Origin of the sequence: Pseudonocardia alaniniphila (genome assembly GCF_022524485.1) — a bacterium.
Taxonomy (GTDB): domain Bacteria; phylum Actinomycetota; class Actinomycetes; order Mycobacteriales; family Pseudonocardiaceae; genus Pseudonocardia; species Pseudonocardia alaniniphila.
The window spans coordinates 1-16319 of record NZ_JAKXMK010000013.1; the positions used below are offsets into that span (position 1 = coordinate 1).

At 71.5% G+C, this 16319-nt stretch carries 17 protein-coding genes; 10 read left to right on the forward strand and 7 right to left on the reverse strand.

The genetic code is table 11. The features are described from left to right. Window positions 1-368: 368 nt before the first annotated feature. Complete coding sequence (locus MMF94_RS16450) at window positions 369-1172, forward strand: NAD(P)H-binding protein (protein ID WP_241037589.1); 804 nt, start codon at window positions 369-371, stop codon at window positions 1170-1172. 19 nt (window positions 1173-1191) lie between these two features. Here MMF94_RS16450 and MMF94_RS16455 read toward each other — a convergent pair whose 3' ends face one another. After that, window positions 1192-2082 carry a chymotrypsin family serine protease gene (locus MMF94_RS16455; RefSeq protein ID WP_241037590.1) on the reverse strand — a complete coding sequence of 297 codons (891 nt, stop codon included), beginning with the start codon at window positions 2080-2082 and terminating at the stop codon, window positions 1192-1194. A 252-nt stretch (window positions 2083-2334) separates the two neighbouring features. Between MMF94_RS16455 and MMF94_RS16460 the strand changes: the two genes are divergently transcribed. The 8 genes from MMF94_RS16460 (at window position 2335) to MMF94_RS16495 (ending at window position 8917) form a co-directional block, all read left to right on the forward strand. After that, on the forward strand, window positions 2335-2982 hold the full coding sequence (locus tag MMF94_RS16460) for a DedA family protein (RefSeq protein WP_241037592.1): 648 nt from the start codon (window positions 2335-2337) through the stop codon (window positions 2980-2982). Window positions 2983-3002: 20 nt separating this feature from the next. Continuing rightward, complete coding sequence (locus MMF94_RS16465; protein ID WP_241037594.1) at window positions 3003-3260, forward strand: hypothetical protein; 258 nt, start codon at window positions 3003-3005, stop codon at window positions 3258-3260. A gap of 106 nt (window positions 3261-3366) precedes the next feature. Next, window positions 3367-3807 carry a nitroreductase family deazaflavin-dependent oxidoreductase gene (locus tag MMF94_RS16470; protein ID WP_241037595.1) on the forward strand — a complete coding sequence of 147 codons (441 nt, stop codon included), beginning with the start codon at window positions 3367-3369 and terminating at the stop codon, window positions 3805-3807. Window positions 3808-4131: 324 nt separating this feature from the next. Further along, window positions 4132-5343, forward strand: a complete 1212-nt coding sequence (locus MMF94_RS16475; protein ID WP_241037598.1) for a substrate-binding domain-containing protein — start codon at window positions 4132-4134, stop codon at window positions 5341-5343. 5 nt (window positions 5344-5348) lie between these two features. Continuing rightward, the gene (locus MMF94_RS16480; RefSeq protein ID WP_241037599.1) at window positions 5349-6113 is read left to right on the forward strand and encodes an ABC transporter ATP-binding protein; all 765 of its coding nucleotides are present in this window, start codon (window positions 5349-5351) and stop codon (window positions 6111-6113) included. Next, complete coding sequence (locus tag MMF94_RS16485) at window positions 6110-6865, forward strand: ABC transporter ATP-binding protein (protein ID WP_241037601.1); 756 nt, start codon at window positions 6110-6112, stop codon at window positions 6863-6865. Before MMF94_RS16480 ends, MMF94_RS16485 begins: the two co-directional genes overlap by 4 nt. Window positions 6866-6935: 70 nt before the next feature. Further along, window positions 6936-7826 carry a branched-chain amino acid ABC transporter permease gene (locus MMF94_RS16490; RefSeq protein ID WP_241037603.1) on the forward strand — a complete coding sequence of 297 codons (891 nt, stop codon included), beginning with the start codon at window positions 6936-6938 and terminating at the stop codon, window positions 7824-7826. Beyond that, complete coding sequence (locus MMF94_RS16495) at window positions 7823-8917, forward strand: branched-chain amino acid ABC transporter permease (protein WP_241037605.1); 1095 nt, start codon at window positions 7823-7825, stop codon at window positions 8915-8917. Before MMF94_RS16490 ends, MMF94_RS16495 begins: the two co-directional genes overlap by 4 nt. Before the next feature lie 49 nt (window positions 8918-8966). Here MMF94_RS16495 and MMF94_RS16500 read toward each other — a convergent pair whose 3' ends face one another. From MMF94_RS16500 to MMF94_RS16520, 5 genes are all read right to left on the reverse strand, one after another. After that, window positions 8967-10124 carry an MFS transporter gene (locus MMF94_RS16500; protein WP_241037607.1) on the reverse strand — a complete coding sequence of 386 codons (1158 nt, stop codon included), beginning with the start codon at window positions 10122-10124 and terminating at the stop codon, window positions 8967-8969. Window positions 10125-10180: 56 nt separating this feature from the next. Continuing rightward, window positions 10181-12016 (reverse strand): helix-turn-helix domain-containing protein, encoded by a 1836-nt coding sequence (locus MMF94_RS16505; RefSeq protein ID WP_241037609.1) that lies wholly within the window; start codon window positions 12014-12016, stop codon window positions 10181-10183. Window positions 12017-12048: 32 nt separating this feature from the next. Continuing rightward, window positions 12049-13347, reverse strand: coding sequence for an MFS transporter (locus MMF94_RS16510; protein WP_338104229.1), 1299 nt, complete (start codon window positions 13345-13347; stop codon window positions 12049-12051). Window positions 13348-13411: 64 nt separating this feature from the next. Continuing rightward, window positions 13412-14173 (reverse strand): 3-hydroxybutyrate dehydrogenase, encoded by a 762-nt coding sequence (locus MMF94_RS16515; protein WP_241037611.1) that lies wholly within the window; start codon window positions 14171-14173, stop codon window positions 13412-13414. Between the two features lie 115 nt (window positions 14174-14288). Next, entirely contained in the window at window positions 14289-14765 is a 477-nt protein-coding gene (locus MMF94_RS16520; protein ID WP_241037613.1) for a MarR family winged helix-turn-helix transcriptional regulator, read from the reverse strand. A 79-nt stretch (window positions 14766-14844) separates the two neighbouring features. On the opposite strand from MMF94_RS16520, the gene MMF94_RS16525 reads away from it, so the two are divergent. Further along, window positions 14845-15672 carry an LLM class flavin-dependent oxidoreductase gene (locus tag MMF94_RS16525; protein ID WP_241037615.1) on the forward strand — a complete coding sequence of 276 codons (828 nt, stop codon included), beginning with the start codon at window positions 14845-14847 and terminating at the stop codon, window positions 15670-15672. A 10-nt stretch (window positions 15673-15682) separates the two neighbouring features. Here the strand turns inward: MMF94_RS16525 and MMF94_RS16530 are convergent, their stop codons facing one another. After that, window positions 15683-16249, reverse strand: a complete 567-nt coding sequence (locus MMF94_RS16530; protein WP_241037617.1) for a peroxiredoxin — start codon at window positions 16247-16249, stop codon at window positions 15683-15685. Between the last annotated feature and the right edge of the window lie 70 nt (window positions 16250-16319).

Consider the following 16319-nt stretch of genomic DNA (forward strand, 5'->3'; position numbering starts at 1 on the left):
AACTGGGATGCGAAGAACACCGAGAACGTGGCGTAGACGTTCCAGTCATACCATTCGAACGCATTTCCCACGCCGATGGTCACCAGTAGTCCGACTCGACCGAGTGGTCTGTTCGGGCGACTCCCGGGCACTTTCAGAACGCTCCCTTCGGAAACTTCTTTCAAGACCTTAAGGGTTGGCCGGACCTGTCGGCAGGGCATTCGTCGGGATATGCCAACTTTATCGAGAATCGTCGTATCCGGTGGATATGTAGATCATCCGCGGTGTCCGTTCGCGGCGGGATGGCCCGCGAGCTGCCGATCGGCACTGGAACTTCGTACGTTGTACGCGATACTGTCGCCCGGTCGGATCGGACGAAGGGGACGAACGTGACGATCTTGGTGACGGGGGCGACCGGAAACATCGGCAGGCGACTCGTGGACCACCTGCTACGGGCGGGCGCGACCGAGGTCCGGGCACTGACGAACAACCCGGTGAAGGCAGCGCTGCCGCCTGAGGTCGAGGTCGTCGAGGGGTACCTGGGGAGGGTCGAGACACTGCCTGCTGCCCTCGCCGGAGTCGACCGGATGTACCTCGCGCCGCTGGACGCCACCGTGCGGGAGGTCGTCTCGCTCGCCGCGGAGGCCGGCGTCTCCCGGATCGTCGACCTGGCCGGCGGGAAGGCGACGTGGTGGGCGAGCATCGAGGTGGCCGTGGAGGAGTCGGGCGTCGCGTGGACGCACCTCGAGCCCGGCGAGTTCATGGACAACTACCTGATGTGGGCCGAACAGATCCGCACCACCGGCACCGTCCGCGACGGCTACCCCGACGCAGCCGTGGCGCCCATCGACCTCGACGACATCGCCGCGGTCGCCGCCACCGTCCTCCTCGAGGAGGGCCACGCCGGTAAGGCCTACGAGCTGACGGGTCCGGAGTCGATCAGCCGGGCCGAGATGGTGGCGCAGATCGGGCAGGCGCTCGGCCGCGAGATCCCGTACGTCGAACTCCCCCATGAGGAGGCGGTGGCGCAGCTGACGCCTGCCATGGGGGAGTTCGCGCGCTGGTACGTGGACGGAGTGGCCGAGCTGGCCCGGCACCCGCAGCCGGCAGTGCCCACGTTCACGCAGCTCACCGGCCTGCCTGGCACCACGTTCGCCCAGTGGGCGGCGGCCAACGTGGGCGCCTTCCGCTGAGCGGGTGAGTGGTGCGAGGTCAGCCGGGAGGAGCAAACGGCTTCCGGCCGGGGACGAGCGCCACCCGTCCGATACCGCCGTAGCGGTTGGCGTACGACAGTGCCATGGCCAGGTCGGTCACGCCGTTGGCGCCCGAGCCGTCGAGGAACTGCACGCTGAGCACGCCGAAAGCTCTGCCGTTGCCGTCGAGGTAGCCGCTGCCGGAGTCGCCGGGACGGCCCGGAGGGTTGGTCAGAACGCGGTGGGAGCGCCCGCCGGTGCCTTCGCTGACGACATCGCCCTCCTTCACGACGGTGCCGCCGTTGTTGGGCTGGTAGCTGAACACCGGCTCCCCGGGCGTCATGCCGTTGCTGTCGAGGGCGGAAGGGCCGCCCAGGATGGGCACGGTGGGGTCGACCGAACCGACGGCACTGGGGTCGACCTGCACGAGCGCGAAGTCGTTGAGAAGGCAGAGCGACTGGTCGCTCTCACCCCGTTGCTGCATCGTCGCCCACGAGCTGTAGGCCAGCCGCCCGTTGCTGCGGGTGCCGTTCTTGTCCTCGATGAGCACGGTGGTGCCCATCGGTAGCGACCGCTCCCGGCACCCGCTCAGGCCCATCGCTGTACCCGCGCCCGCGCAGTGGGCGGCATACCCGAGGTATGTCTTCCCGCCGCCGCTGAACACGAACGCCGCAGTGCAGGCGTTCGCGCTGTTCTCGTCGATCGGGCTGAGCATCAGCACGCCAGGCGTGATGGTGCCGGCGGCCTGGGCCGCTGCAGGCCCGGTCAGCGCAGCCTGGTGCACGGCGGCCTTGTCCACTGCGGGCGCGCTGGGTGCGGCTGCCACCGCGACCGTTGGCCAGGCTAGGCCCAGCACCGCGGCAGCGACCATGGCGGCGACGGCGCGAAAAACGCTGCGTCGACGGTGCACGGGGACCTCCTCGTGAGCGCTCGTGTTGGCTCCGGTGGACCGACTCTATGTGCCGTAGAGCGCTCCGGAGCGGTCGCGAGGGGGTGGTTTGCTGACGGAGCAGTGGACTAGTCAGGGCGGTGGGGTTAACCCCCTACCGGCGCATCCGGGTGCCACCAGCGGCGGCAGGCCCGGGATCTGTCAGGCTGGGTGTGCTCCCACCGTCTGAGCATTTCACCCGGGAGCGACCGCAACCGAGAGGACCTGCCTGTCGTGCTGGAAGTCGTGGCCGTCTGCGATGCGGTCCTCTACAGCTCGTGGCTGCTGCCCGTGCTCGTGATCCTCATCGCGATCGACGGCCCGTTCCCGGTGCTTCCCAGCGAGACCCTCCTGATGACCGCGGCCGCCCTGGCGTTCGGGCGTCACGACGTGCTGGCCGTGGTTGCCCTGTTCGTGGTCGCGCTGGTCGGTTCGGTCGCGGGTGACCTCCTGGTGTTCGGCCTGGGCCGCTCCTCGCACCGGGTGCTGGCCCGCGCCGTCGAGGTGGAGGGCGGGCTCTCCTCGTGGGTGCGCCGTCGCCTGCTGCAGCGTCCCGCGGTGGTGCTGGTGGGGGCGCGGTTCATGCCGGGCGGGCGCCTGCTGAGCACTGCGGCGGCCGGCCGCTTCGGGCTGGACGTTCCCCGCTTCCTGCTGGGCTCGGTTGCCAGTTCGGCCGCCTGGAGCGTCTACATGCTGCTGATCGGGCTGCTCCTCGGGCCGATCACAGGAGGCAGTCCGCTGCTCAGCCTGCTCGCGGGTGTGGTGATGGCCGTGCTGACGGCCGGGGTGTTCGCACTGGTGCAGCGCGTGAGGGCGATGCGGGCCGCTGCGGCCGCGCCGTCCGGCGTCGGACCTGCATTGGAGCTGGTGGCGCCGCGTTGATCGACGCCATACTTCGGCGCGTGGGCACACAGCGTTGGATGGCCGAGGTCGGCGAGGACAACGCGCGCTGGCTCGCCGCCGAGAGTCGCACGGCGCTCCTCGCCTCCGAGTACCGGCCCCGGGCCGTCGGTGGGGGCCGCGTCGAGTTCTCCGCCCTTGCCCTGGGCGCTTCCCGGGAGCTCGGTGAGGAAGAGGACGGCTACATCACCGATGACGGCGAGGGGCTTCGCGTCTGGATCGGTGACGACGCGTTCGAGCTGCTGTTCGTCGAGAACTGAGAGCGGCAGACCCAACTGAGAGCACTGCTCTTGACGGAGTTGGGTCGGAGTGATTCACTTCTCCCGATCGAGAGCACCGCTCTCGAATTGGACGAGGAGAGTTTCGATGACGGACGCCCGCTACATCCGTGCCAGCCGCGGTACCGAGATCTTCAACGCCATCGTCACCGGGCTCACGCGCATCGGCGTCAGCATCTACGGATCCCGCGTGCTGGCCGTGCGCGGCCGCAAGAGCGGTGAGTGGCGGACCGTCCCGGTCAACCTGCTCACGTACAACGGAGAGCGCTACCTGGTCGCCCCGCGCGGACACACCCAGTGGGTGCGCAACATGCGCGCCGCCGGGGGTGGCGAGCTGCGAGTCGGGCGGAAGGTCGAGGTCTTCACCGCCGAGGAGCTGCCCGACGACGTCAAGCCCGAAATCCTGCGGGAGTACCTGCGTCGCTGGAAGTTCGAGGTCGGAGTGTTCTTCGACGGGGTCGACGCCTCGGCGAGCGACGAGAAGCTGCGGTCCATCGCGCCGGGATATCCGGTGTTCAGGCTGAGCTGAGTGTCGGGGAAGGTCAACCGGTGCCGGCGGAGGCTCCCCATTGTCCGCCGGCCCCGGTCACTCCTCTCAACGCACGAACATTCGTCGGGTTTCGGTCGTTCTGCACTCTCCGTCGAGTGGGGGAATACGGCCTGTGATCGGCTTGACGCCCGGTGGGAGGCCCTGAGCGGCCGACGGCGATCTGGCGACGGTGAGTGGGCGCGTCGACGCGGGGAGTGCGCGCGCCACATTGCGCGCGCCGTCGCTGTGGCGTTTCCACCCATGGCCGACGGACCCCGTGCTTCGTAGCGTCCTCGCAGCCCCGCGTGTGCTCGAGGAGGAGTCATGCTCCAGCGTTCCGGCCGTTCCCCAGCGGCCTTGCTCATCGCCGTCCTGGCCGTGGTCCTCACTGCCTGCGGCGCACCCGGATCCGGCGGTCAGGACTCCGGCGGCGACAGCGCCACGGCGCCGTTCCGGGTCGGGTTGGTGCACTCCACCACCGGCCCCCTCGCCACCTACGGCAAGCAGTACGCGGCCGGGTTCACGGCAGGTCTGGACTACGCGACCGGTGGCACGGGGCAGGTCAACGGGCGCAAGGTCGAGGTCACCGAGGCCGACGACGCGGGTGACCCCGCCAAGGCCGTCGCCGCCGCCACCGATCTCATCGGCCAGGGCTACAAGGTGATCGCGGGCTCGACGGCATCGGGGGTGGCGCTGCAGGTGGCGCCGCTGGCCGACGAGAACCAGGTGTTGTTCATCTCCGGTCCCGCCGCGACCGACGCCGTCACCGGGGCAAACGAGTACACGTTCCGCTCGGGCCGGCAGACCTACCAGGACGTGCTGACGGCGGGCACGATCGTCGGAGACCCGGCGGGGCGATCCGTGATCGTCTTCGCCCAGGACAGCGCGTTCGGCCAGGCCAACGCCCAGGCCGTGACCGCAGTGCTCGGGGCGAAGGGCGCGCAGGTCACCCCCGTGCTGGTGCCCGCCGGTGCCACCGACCTCACGCCGTTCGCCCGGCAGGCCGTGGATGCCGCACCCGACCTGCTCTTCGTGGCCTGGGCGGGCGCCAACGCCACGCAGATGTGGCAGTCGCTGCAGCAGCAGGGCGCCTTCGAGGCGTCGACCGTGGTGACCGGGCTCGACATCAAGGCCACCTACCCGATCTTCGGGCCGGCCGCCGACAAGATCCACTTCCTCTCGCACTTCTTCCCCGGCGCCACCGACAACGAGGCGTATAAGGCGCTGGAGGCAGGTCTGGCCAAGCAGGGTCAGGAAGTCGACCTGTTCACCAACGACGGCTTCGTGGCGGCTCAGATGGTCGTGCACGCCCTGCAGGAGGGCGGCGACGACCCGGCGGTGATGGCCAAGTCGCTCGAGGGCTGGACGTTCCTCGGCCCGAAGGGCGAGTCGACGATCCGCTCGGCAGACCACGCGGTGCTGCAGCCGATGTTCACCGCCCGGCTCACGCCCACGGCGGACGGTGGCTTCGCCCCGCAGCTCGTCGACACGCTCCCCGCGGACGCGGTGGCGCCGCCCGTCGTGCCCGCGAAGTGAGTTCGGTGAGCGCCACCGTGACGGCAGCACCGGTGCTCGCCGCCCGCGGCCTCGGATGGGTCGTGGGCGGTGCAGTGATCCTCACGGACGTTGATCTCGACGTCCGCGACGGCGAGCTGCTCGCGATCATCGGCCCGAACGGTGCGGGCAAGTCCACCCTGCTGCACCTGCTCTCGGGCGTGCGGCGCCCGACGAGCGGCACCGTCGAGCTGGGCGGCCGGGACGTGACCCGCGCGTCCGCTGCCGCCCGCGCCCGCCACGGGCTGGGCCGGACGTTCCAGACCTCCAGCCTCTTCGGTGGGCTGACGGCCCGGGAGAACGTCCGGCTGGCCGTGCAGAGCCGCCGCGCGGGCCCGCTTTCCGTGCTGCGTGGCGCACAGGGACGTGCCGAGCTCGCCGAGTCCGACGCGCTGCTCGAACAGGTCCGGATGACCCACCGGGCCGGGGCGACCGCCGGCGAGCTCTCCCACGGCGACAAACGCAAGCTGGAGATCGCCATCGCGCTCGCTCGGAAGCCGTCGGTGCTGCTGCTCGACGAGCCGATGGCCGGGGTGTCGGTGGAGGACGTGCCACCCCTGGTGGAGCTGATCGGCGGGCTGCGTGCAGGCGGGGTCAGCGTGGGGATGGTCGAGCACCACATGGACGTCGTGCTCGGGCTGGCCGACCGGGTGGCGGTGCTGCACCACGGGAGCCTGCTCGCCGTGGGCTCGCCCGCCGAGGTCACGGCCGACGCGACCGTGCAGCAGGCGTACTTGGGGGAGGAGCTGTGAGCACTGCGCAGCGACCCGCTCGCGGGGGCGAATCGGCAGCTGAGCTACCCGGGCCGGTGCTCGCGCTGGACGACGTCCACGTGCGCATCGGTGGCTCGCACATCCTGCAGGGAGTCTCGCTGTCGGTCGCGCCGTCCGGGGTGACTGCGCTGCTCGGACGCAACGGCGTCGGGAAGACGACCACCCTGCGTGCGGTCGTCGGGCTCGTCCCGCGCACCGGTTCGATCCGGCTCGCGGGCGACGAGATCGGCCGAGGGCGCACGCCGTGGGTGGTGCGCCAGGGCGTCGGCTACGTACCCGAGGACCGAGAGGTGTTCGCGACGCTCACCGTGGCCGAGAACCTGCGGCTGGCCTGCCCCGACCCCGAACCGGAACGCGCGGCGCTGGTGCACGAGCTGTTCCCGGAGCTGTCCGAGCGCAGCCGGCAGCGCGCCGGGACCTTGTCCGGCGGGCAGCAGCAGATGGTGGCGCTCGCGCGGGCGTTGCTCCCGCCGAGCAGGCTCCTGCTGATCGACGAGCCGACGAAGGGCCTCGCCCCGCGGCTCGTCACCGAAGTGGCGGCCGCATTGGAACGGGTGGCGCAGGTGACACCGGTGCTGTTGGTGGAGCAGAACCTGCCGGTGGTGCGCCGGCTCGCCGGGGACGTCGTGGTGCTCGACGCCGGCCGTGTCGTGCACACGGGACGGGCCGACGAGCTGCTTGCCGACGCCACGCGCACGCGTGAGCTGCTCGGGGTGGGGGCGCGGTCGTGAGCGAGCGTGCGAGCGAATCAGTGTCACTGCGCCTGTGCGAAGCGCCGACCGAGCGCAGCGAGGGCATGCGTTGAGCACGTTCGTGTTGCTGCTGGCCACGGGCCTCGGGCTCGGGGCGCTGTACTTCCTCGTCGCCTCGGGTCTGAGCCTGATCTACGGGCTGATGGGCGTGCTGAACTTCGCCCACGGTGCGTTCCTCGCTGCCGGTGCCTACGCCGCCTGGTGGGCCGCCTCGGGTGGACTGCCCGGGGCGAGCGGGAGCGGCTGGGGCTTCGTGCTGGCCACCGTGTTCGGCGTGGCGGTCGGAGCCGTGGTGGGAGCAGGGGTGGAGCTGCTGCTGATCCGCCCGCTCTACCGCCGCCACATCGAGCAGGTGCTGGTCACCGTCGGGCTCGGGCTGGTGGGCGTGGCGCTGCTGCGTGGCATCTGGGGCGCGGACCCGCTGCCGTTCCCGCGGCCCGCGATCGCGTCGGGCGTCACGACGATCGGTGGCGCCGCGATCCCGAACGACCGCTTCGTGCTGCTCGTCGCGGCGATCGCCGTGCTGCTCGGCCTGCTGGCGCTGCTCCGGTTCACGCGGATCGGGTTGATCATCAGGGCCGGGGTGGAGAACAGGGCCATGGTCGAGGCGCTGGGCATCGACGTGCGTCGCACGTTCACGCTGGTCTTCGCCATCGGCGGCGCGGTCGCGGCGCTCGGCGGCGTGCTCGGGTCGGTGTACCTGGGCAGCGTCTCGCCCGGTCAAGGCACGTCGTTGCTGATCTTCGCGTTCATCGTCGTCGTGATCGGCGGCCTCGGCTCGCTGACCGGGTCTGCGGTGGCCGCCGTCGTCGTCGGGCTGGTGCAGCAGCTCGCCAACTACTACACGGCTTCGGGGGTGGGCGACCTGTCGGTCGTGCTGCTGCTCGCGCTGGTGCTGCTCGTGCGCCCCGGCGGTCTGACGGGGAGGGCAGCAGCGTGAGTGATCGTGCGAGCGCAGGCGCGACGGGCCTCGTGGAGCAGGTTCGGCAGCGGGCGACGGCAGGCGAGGCCCCGCGGCGCCGGACCGGGTGGCGCTCCGCCGTGGCGCCCGTGGCCGTCCTCGTGGTGCTCGCCGCCCTGCCGTACGTCTCGGTGCCGCTGCCCGGCGTGCTGCCGGGGCTGGTGAACAGCCCGGGGTCGATGCAGCTGCTGGCGCTCTGCTTGGTCTTCGGGGGCGTCGCGCTGTCCTACGACCTGCTCTTCGGACGTACGGGGCTGCTGTCGTTCGGGCACGCCCTGTTCGTCGCCGCCGGCTCATACACGGCAGCGCTGGCGCTGGCCCGTCCCGGCGTCGGGGTGGGCGCGGCCGTCGGGATCGCGGTGGTGGTGGGCGTGGTGCTGCCGCTGGTGGTCGGCGCGATCGCGCTGCGAGTCACCGGAATCGCGTTCGCGATGGTGACCCTGGCGTTCGCGCAGGCCGGGTCGATCCTCGTGCTGCGCAACCCGGGCGGCCTCACCGGCGGCGAGGAGGGCCTGCCACTCAACCGCGACGGGCTGCCGGACCTGCTGGTCGGCGTGGTCAACGCGCCGTACCGGTACTGGCTGGCGCTCGCGTACCTCGCGATCTGCTGGGCCGTGGTCGCATGGCTGGTCCGTTCGCGCGCCGGCCACGTCTGGGCGGCCGTTCGGGAGAACCCCGAGCGCGTCGCGGTGCTGGGCCTGTCGGTGTACCGGTCGCAGCTGCTCGCCGTGCTGGTGGGAGGGCTGCTCGGCACGCTCGGCGGGGTGGCCCACCTGCTGGTCGTGGGCGGCGCCACCCCCTCGCTCACCACCAGCGAGCTGACGCTCGGACTCCTCGTGATGGTGGTGCTGGGCGGCGCAGGCAGCAGGTGGGGCGCGGTGGTCGGCGGGGTGCTTTACACCTACCTCGACAACCGGCTGCTGGAACTCGCCGGTTCCGACACGGTGGCCGGGCTGCCGGCCGTGCTGCGCGTGCCGCTCTCGGAGCCGACGTTCGTGCTCGGCGCGCTCTTCATCGCGGTGGTGTTCTTCGCCCCCGGCGGCCTGGTCGGTCTGGTGCGGCGACGATGATCGCCACGAGATCGGGCTTTCGGCCCTCGGGAGGGCCGAAACCCCGATCTCACTGCGATCTATCGGTGATGCGCACCGTCGGCGCCAGGAAGTAGACCGTGATGATGAGTAAGCCGACACAGGCGAGGGCCGATCGGTACCCGATCGTCTCGGCGAGCGGGCCGACGAGAACCGGGCCGATGAGGAAACCGATGTAGCCACACGTCGCTACGGCGGCGATCGCCTGTCCCGGGTTCTCCGGCTGCCGCCGGGCCGCGCTGCTCCAGGCGAGAGGAACGATCGCTGCGACGCCGAGCCCGATCACGACGAACCCGAGAATGCCGAACGTCGGCACGGGAATGGCCGCGACCAGCGCAAATCCCGCCACGGTGACCACCGCCGCGACCCGCATGGAGGTCACGACGCCGATCCGGCCGGTCAACCGGTCGACCGTCAGCCGGACCGCGATCATCGCGATGGAGAAGGCGACGTAGCCCAGCGACCCAACGGCTTCGGACGCGCCGCTGACGCTCGTCAGGAAGACCGCGCCCCAGTCGTTGACCGTGCCTTCGGCGAGAAACCCCGCGAACGCGATCGCCCCCATCGGGATCACGGCCTTGCCCGGCAGCGCGAAGGCCGACTGGCCTTGCCCCTGATCGGGTCCACCGAGGAAACACCGGGTTGTCGCCCATAGCGCGATCAGGATCAGGACGGCGGCCGCAGCGGGAAAGTGCACGCCGATGGGGATCTGCAGGGCGGCCGAGAGGCCGGCGACGCCCGATCCCGCGAGCCCGCCGACGCTCCAGAACGCGTGGAACCCGGCGAAGATCGGCCGCCCGTACGCCTGCTCGACGCGGGCCGCGTGCGCGTTCATGGAGACGTCGATCAGGCTGTTGCCCGCTCCGAGCACGACGAGTGCCGGAACGAGAACGGCGAGGTTCGGCGCGAACGCGACGAGCGGGAGACCGGCACAGAGGATCACTGCTCCGGCGATCGCACCCTTCCGGCTGCCGATCGCGGTGATCAGCGGCCCGGCCGCCATCAGCGCGGCGACCGAACTGGCAGCCAGACCGAACAGGCCGACGGCGAGCTCGCCGGCCCCGAGCCCCAGGTTCTCCTGCACCGCAGGCACCCGCGCCGTCCAGGTGGCGAACGCGGCGCCACAGACGGCGAAGACCACCGAGACACCGACACGTGCGCGCCGGAGGACCCCTGACGAGCCAGACACGCACTGGTTCATGATCGGGAGCGAACCAAAGCGTGTTGATCTTGTGGACGGCGCGGTCAGCTTCCGCGGAGCTTGCGCAGCCGCAGCGCCAACTGGATCTCCAGCGCCCGGTCCGGGCACTGCCAGTCCTCCCCGAGCAGCGAGGCCACCCGCTCCAGCCGCTGGGCCACCGTGTTGACGTGGACGTGCAGCAGGCCCGCCGCGCGCCGCGGGCTGCTGCCCACCGCGAAAAACGCCTCCAGCGTGCCGAGCAGGTCGCTGCCGCGTCTGTCGTCGTACTTCGCGACCGCGCCGAGCACCCGGTCCAGGTAGCGGTCCACATCCGCAGGCGCGCTCGTCACCAGCCCCGCGAACCCGAGGTCGCGCGCCGATCCGGCCCGCATCCCGATCGCCGCGAGCGCGTCGGTGACACGGCGGGCCTCGGCGTGGGTGTCGTGCAGACCCGCCGCGGGCACGACCGGGCCCGTCGCACCCACCGTGAGCTTCGCGTCGTCGGCTCCGAGCCGGCGCGCCAGCACGGCGGCGACGGCCGAGGGGTCCTGCCCCGGCACGACGGCCACGACCTCCCCGTGGTGGTCCCCGGCCAGCCCGCGGCCGTCCCCGGCGGTGGCCGCGGCCAGGTGCATGCCCAGGCGCGCGCCCCGGCACACCGCCAGGATGTGCGGGGTGTGCAAGCGCAGGCCGAGCAGCCTGCCGCGCTCGACGAGGGTGGTGTCGACCGTGCCGTCGGGCCGGGCGAGCAGGTCGGAGAGCAGGTCGGTGCGTACCCGCTGGTCGGACTCGGCTGCGCGGAGCCGGAAGAGCAGCACGAGCGCTGTCACCATCGCCGCCCGCTCGACCGTGCGGCCCTGCCCGCTGTCCAGCGGCGGGCAGCCACCGAGCACGAGGGTGCCCAGCCGCTGCCCCGCAGCGCTCACCACCGCCGCCGACAACCCGTCGGCCTCAGCGAGCCTTCCCGACGCGGCCGAGCGGCGCACCGCCTCGGCTGTGGCCAACGGGTCGTGGTCGGGGCTCGCGTCGGGCGCGGGACCGTACGACGCGATCCGCTGGTCGTCGACGTCGAGCACCGCGACCCAGCATCCGAGGATCTCGCCCAGGGCGGCGGCGATGTCGTCGACCCCGCCCCCGGACAGCACGACTCCGGCGAACCGGTCGTGCGCCGCCGCGGCCTGCTCGATCCCGGCGTGCGCGCTCGACAGCGCGGCGAGCGCCTGGGCGGTCTCGGCGGCACGGCGCGACTGCACCAGCGAGACGGCGGCCAGCGCGGACAGCGAGCCGAGCAGCGCCACCTCGCCGCGGGTGAACGGCCGGCGGGTGCGGTTGGCGGCGAAGAGCACGCCGACGAACTCGCCGTCGACCACGAGGGGAGTGCCGCAGATCGCGACCAGGCCCTCCTCGTCGACGGCGGCGTCGATCTCCGTGGTGTGCGCGTAGCGGTCGTCGCCGGGATAGTCCGCCGTCCAGTACGGCCGTCGCGTCTGCGCCACCAGGCCCCCGAGCCCGGCGCCCTGCGGCAGTCGCAGCGCCTGGAACCGTGCCGACACCGACCCTGCGGTCGCCCGCATGAACGTGTCGCCGTGCTCGGCGTCGGCCAGCGTCAGGTAGGCGACATCCGTGCCGAGCAGGCTGCGGGCCCGCCGCACGATCGCGTCGAGCACCCCGCCGGGATCGGGCCGCGATGCCAGGTCCCGCGCGATGTCGACGAGGGCCGACAGCTCCGCCTCGCGCCTGCGGTGGGCATCGATGCCGCTGCGCACCCGCAACGCGAGCTCGCGGGCGACCGCCCCGCTCTGCGGGTCGGCCTCCGCGAGCACGCGCGCCTGCTCGTCGATCCGCTCCGCCGGAGCGTCCTGCGCGAGCAGGCGCAGCAGCTCCAGGGCGGTGCGGGACACGGCGGTGATCATGCCACCGCCGCGCTCGGTGTTCAGTGGCCCGCGCTACGGGAGAGCGCGGGGTCCGCCGCGAGGTCACGGGTGCGGGTCTCGCCGTAGGTGGCGACCGCGAGGATCGTCACCAACGCGCTGAGTGCCACGTACACCGCGACCGCGTAGCCGCTGTCGAACTCGGTGTAGAGGGCCACCGCGATCACCGGCGCGAGCCCGCCCGCCACCACGGACGCGAGCTGGTATCCGATGGAGACGCCCGAGTAGCGCACCTTCGTGCCGAACAGCTCGGACAGGAACGCGGCCTGCGGGCCGTACATGGCGCCGTGGAAGACGAGTCCTCCGACGACGGCGAGCGTGGTGAGCCAGAAGTTCTCGGTGTCGATGAGCGCGATGAATGCGAACGCCCAGACGCCGACGCCCGTGGCCCCGATCAGGTACACCGGCTTGCGTCCGATTCGGTCGGACAGCGCGCCCCACAGCGGGATCGTCACCAGGTGCACGGCCGCGCCGATCAGCACGGCCCCGAGCACGAACGAGCTCGAGAGCCCGAGCCGTTGCGTCGCGTACGTCGTGATGACGATGGTGAAGATGTAGTAGGAGACGTTCTCGGCGAACCGGGCGCCCATCGCGGTGAACACCTCCCGCGGGTAGCGGCGGAACACCTCGATGATCGGCATCGTCTCCTTCTCGCCGGCCGCGGCTGCGGCGGCCGCGCGGGCCTGCGCCTCCTTGAACACGGGCGACTCCTCCACGGACAGCCGCACGTAGAGGCCGATCAGCACCAGCGCCGCGGAGAGCAGGAACGGGATTCGCCAGCCCCACGAGAGGAAGTCGTCGGCGGGTTGGAGCGCCGAGAGCAGGAACAGCAGACCGTTGGCGAGGAGCTGGCCGAACGGGACGCCGGCCTGCGGCCAGCTCGCCCAGTAGCCGCGCCGCGCCGGGTCGCCGTGCTCGGAGACGATGAGTACCGCTCCGCCCCACTCACCGCCGAGCGCGAAGCCCTGCACGAGGCGCAGAATCACCAGGAGCAGGGGTGCCGCCACCCCGATCGTGGCGTAGCCAGGGAGCAGGCCGATCGCGAAGGTCGCGACGCCCATCATCAGCAGGCTGACCACGAGCAGCGTCTTGCGGCCGATCTTGTCGCCGAAGTGGCCGAACACCAGACCGCCGACCGGCCGCGCGATGAACCCGATGGCGAACGTGCCCAGTGCGAGCAGCGTGCCGGCGGCCGGGTCGCTCGACGGGAAGAAGACCGCCGGGAAGACGACGGCCGCTGCCACCCCGTAGAGGAAGAAGTCGTACCACTCGACGGTGGTGCCGGCCATGCTGGCCGCCACCACCTTGATGATGTTGGATGAGGATTGTTGCTGGTCGACCACGTTGTCTACCCCGTTTCCTCTGTTAGTGAGCTGTCCAGCCGCCGTCCATGGTCAGCGACGATCCGGAGATGGACGGTGACGCCGGTCCGTAGAGCACGGCGGCGAGTTCGGCCACCTCGTCGGGTTCGACGAGCCGTTTCACCGCCACCGGGCCGAGCATCACCTGTTCGATCACGGCGTCCTCGTCGATGCCGTGCGTGCGCGCCTGGTCCGCGATCTGCAGCTCCACGAGCGGCGTGCGGACGTAGGCGGGGTTGATGCAGTTGCTGGTGACGCCGTGCGCCGCGCCCTCCAGCGCGATCACCTTCGACAGCCCTTCCAGGCCGTGCTTCGCGCTGATGTAGGCGGCCTTGAAGGGGCTCGCGCGCAGGCCGTGCACGCTGGAGATGTTGATGACCCGGCCCCAGCCGCGGTCGTACATGTGAGGCAGCGTGCGCCGGGCGAGCCGGAACGGAGCCTCCAGCATCACCCGCAGGATCAGCGAGAACCGCTCGGGGTCGAACTCGTGAACGGGCGCGACGTGCTGCAGGCCGGCGTTGTTGACCAGTATGTCGACGGCGGCGGGTAGAGCGTCGACCGCGGCGAGGTCGCCGAGGTCGCAGGGCAGTGGCTCGACCTGGGGCACGGTGTCGGCGAGCGCCTTGAGGCCCGCCTCGTCACGGTCGACCGCGAGCACCGAGGCACCGTCGTCCGCCAGCCGTCGCACGATCGCGGCGCCGATTCCCGACGCCGCACCGGTGACCAGCGCGGTGCGCCCGGCCAGCAGCGGTGTGGATGAGGTCATGCCCGAAAACGCTACGGCGGCGGCGGCGGATTTACGCGGTGCCGGGACACCAGGGATGGGCGGGTGGATGTGTCGGACGCCCACATACCCGTCGCTCGATCGCCGAGGGCGCTTCTCAGAGGTGCCGAAAGCCGGGGTGCACGCCCGGGGTGAGGCCCTGGTCCTCTGCCACACGGAGGAGCAGGGCGCGCAGTCGCGCCTGATCTCCGGCGTCCAGGCTTCGCAGTATCGCCTCGTCGTGCTCCCGGCCGACGGTGCTGATCCGCTCCATGAGTGCCTCCCCGTCCTCGGTGAGGTACAGGGCGTGCAACCGCCGGTCGCCCGGGTTGCGGCGGCGCTCGACCAGCCCGCGGTCGGCGACCGAGTCGACCAGCCCGACCAGCCGGCTCGGCGGCGTGCCCAGCAGTTGCGCCATGGTCTGCTGGCTCTGCCCGGGATCGGCGGCGATCGCCCGGAGCAGGCCTGTCTGTGCGGGTGTCAGATCCAGTGCCGCGATCCGCTCGGTGAAACGGGCTGCGGCGTGCGCGCCGAGCGCTGCGAGCAGGAACGCGGCCCCTGGCGGGTCCTCGAGACGGGGGGCGGACGCAACCACGCCGAAGACCGTACCAGTTGACAAATCGTTTACGTAGCAGAACGATTCACGTCGCCAACGATGCTGGGGAGGGGACGAGATGAGTGACAGAACGTTTCGGTTCGGAGCCGTGGCGACGCCGACCGGCACCCCCGACGAGTGGATCGCCACCGCCCGCCGGGTCGAGGAGCTCGGCTACTCGTCCCTCCTGATGCCCGACGGCCTGCAGCTGCTCGCGCCGTTCTCCTCGCTGGCCGTTGCGGCACACGCAACCAAGACCCTCCGCGTCGGCACGTTCGTGCTGGCGAGCCCGCTGCGTCCGCCGCTGGGTGCTGCATGGGAAGGGCACTCGCTCGCGGTCCTGAGCGGCGGTCGCTTCGAGTTCGGCATCGGCACCGGACGCCCGGCCGTGCGGGAGTTCGCGGAGCGCATCGGCCTCCCGTTCGGCACGGCCGCGCAGCGGCTCCGGCAGGTGGGCGAGAGCATCGACCACCTGCGCGAGCTCGACGGCCCGGAGCGGCACACTCCGGTGCTGGTCGCCGCGGGCGGCCCCAAGGCGATCGCGCTCGCCGCGGAGAAGGCCGACATCGTCACGCTCGCCGCTGCGCCACTGGCGACCCGGGACGAGATGGCGGGCATGGTGCGCACACTGAACGAGGCGGCTGGTGCACGGGCGGACGACATCGAGCGCGCGATGAACCTGTTCGTCGTGGGCACCGAGGTGCCGCCGTGGATCCAGGGGTTCATCGGATTGGACGCCGCCACCTTGATCGCGCACGACTCACTCGTGATGCTCCGGGGCAGCACCGCGGAGATGGCCGACGAGCTGCGGCGCCGGCGCGACACGTTCGGCGTGTCCTACATCAGCGTCAACAGCGCCTTCCTCGAGCAGCTTGCGCCCGTGGTGGAGCAACTCGCCGGCACGTGAGGGGCTGCTGTCAGCTGCCGGCTGCCCGAAGCCGGGCGAGCACCTGCTCCGCGTGCTCCCCTGGCGGGAACACCGGATAGAAGACGTGCTCGATCGTTCCGTCGCGCACGATCAGCGTGATGCGCTTGTAGAGCGTCATCCCGTCGGCCTCGAACGTCGGCAGGCCCAGAGCGTCGGCCACCCGGAGGTTCTCGTCGGAGATCATCGCGAACGGCAGCCGGAGCCGGTCGACGGCCTCGCGCTGGTAGTCGGCGTCCTGGCTGGAGAGGCCGTAGACAGCCTGGGCGCCCGCAGCCCGGAGGTCCTGGTAGTGGTCGCGGAACCCGCACGACTCGGGCGTGCAGCCGCGGGCCCCCGGGATCTCGTCCCACCCGGTCGGCAGGTCGGCGCCCGGCCTGCCGGTCATCGGATAGATGTAGACAACCGTGCGACCGGCGCCGAGCCTGGCCAGATCGAGCGTCTCGCCGCCGGTGGTGGGCAGCACGACGGCCGGCATCGGGGTGCCGGGCAGATGGTCGGCGGCTCCGTCGTCGACGGGTCGCGGCAGATCGTCCGGGAGGGTCTGCGGGTCGGTCACGGGTACTCCTGAGCGCTCGGGACGTTCGACGAGCCCGGCGACGGCTCTGCCGGGCTCTCACCCCGACGGT

What these genes read in the sequence shown, in the direction of transcription:
- MMF94_RS16470 (WP_241037595.1), top strand. Translation starts at nt 3,367, where the DNA reads ATGACGGACGCCCGCTACATCCGTGCCAGCCGCGGTACCGAGATCTTC.
- MMF94_RS16475 (WP_241037598.1), top strand. Translation starts at nt 4,132, where the DNA reads ATGCTCCAGCGTTCCGGCCGTTCCCCAGCGGCCTTGCTCATCGCCGTC.
- MMF94_RS16515 (WP_241037611.1), bottom strand. Translation starts at nt 14,173, where the DNA reads ATGACCTCATCCACACCGCTGCTGGCCGGGCGCACCGCGCTGGTCACC.
- MMF94_RS16525 (WP_241037615.1), top strand. Translation starts at nt 14,845, where the DNA reads ATGAGTGACAGAACGTTTCGGTTCGGAGCCGTGGCGACGCCGACCGGC.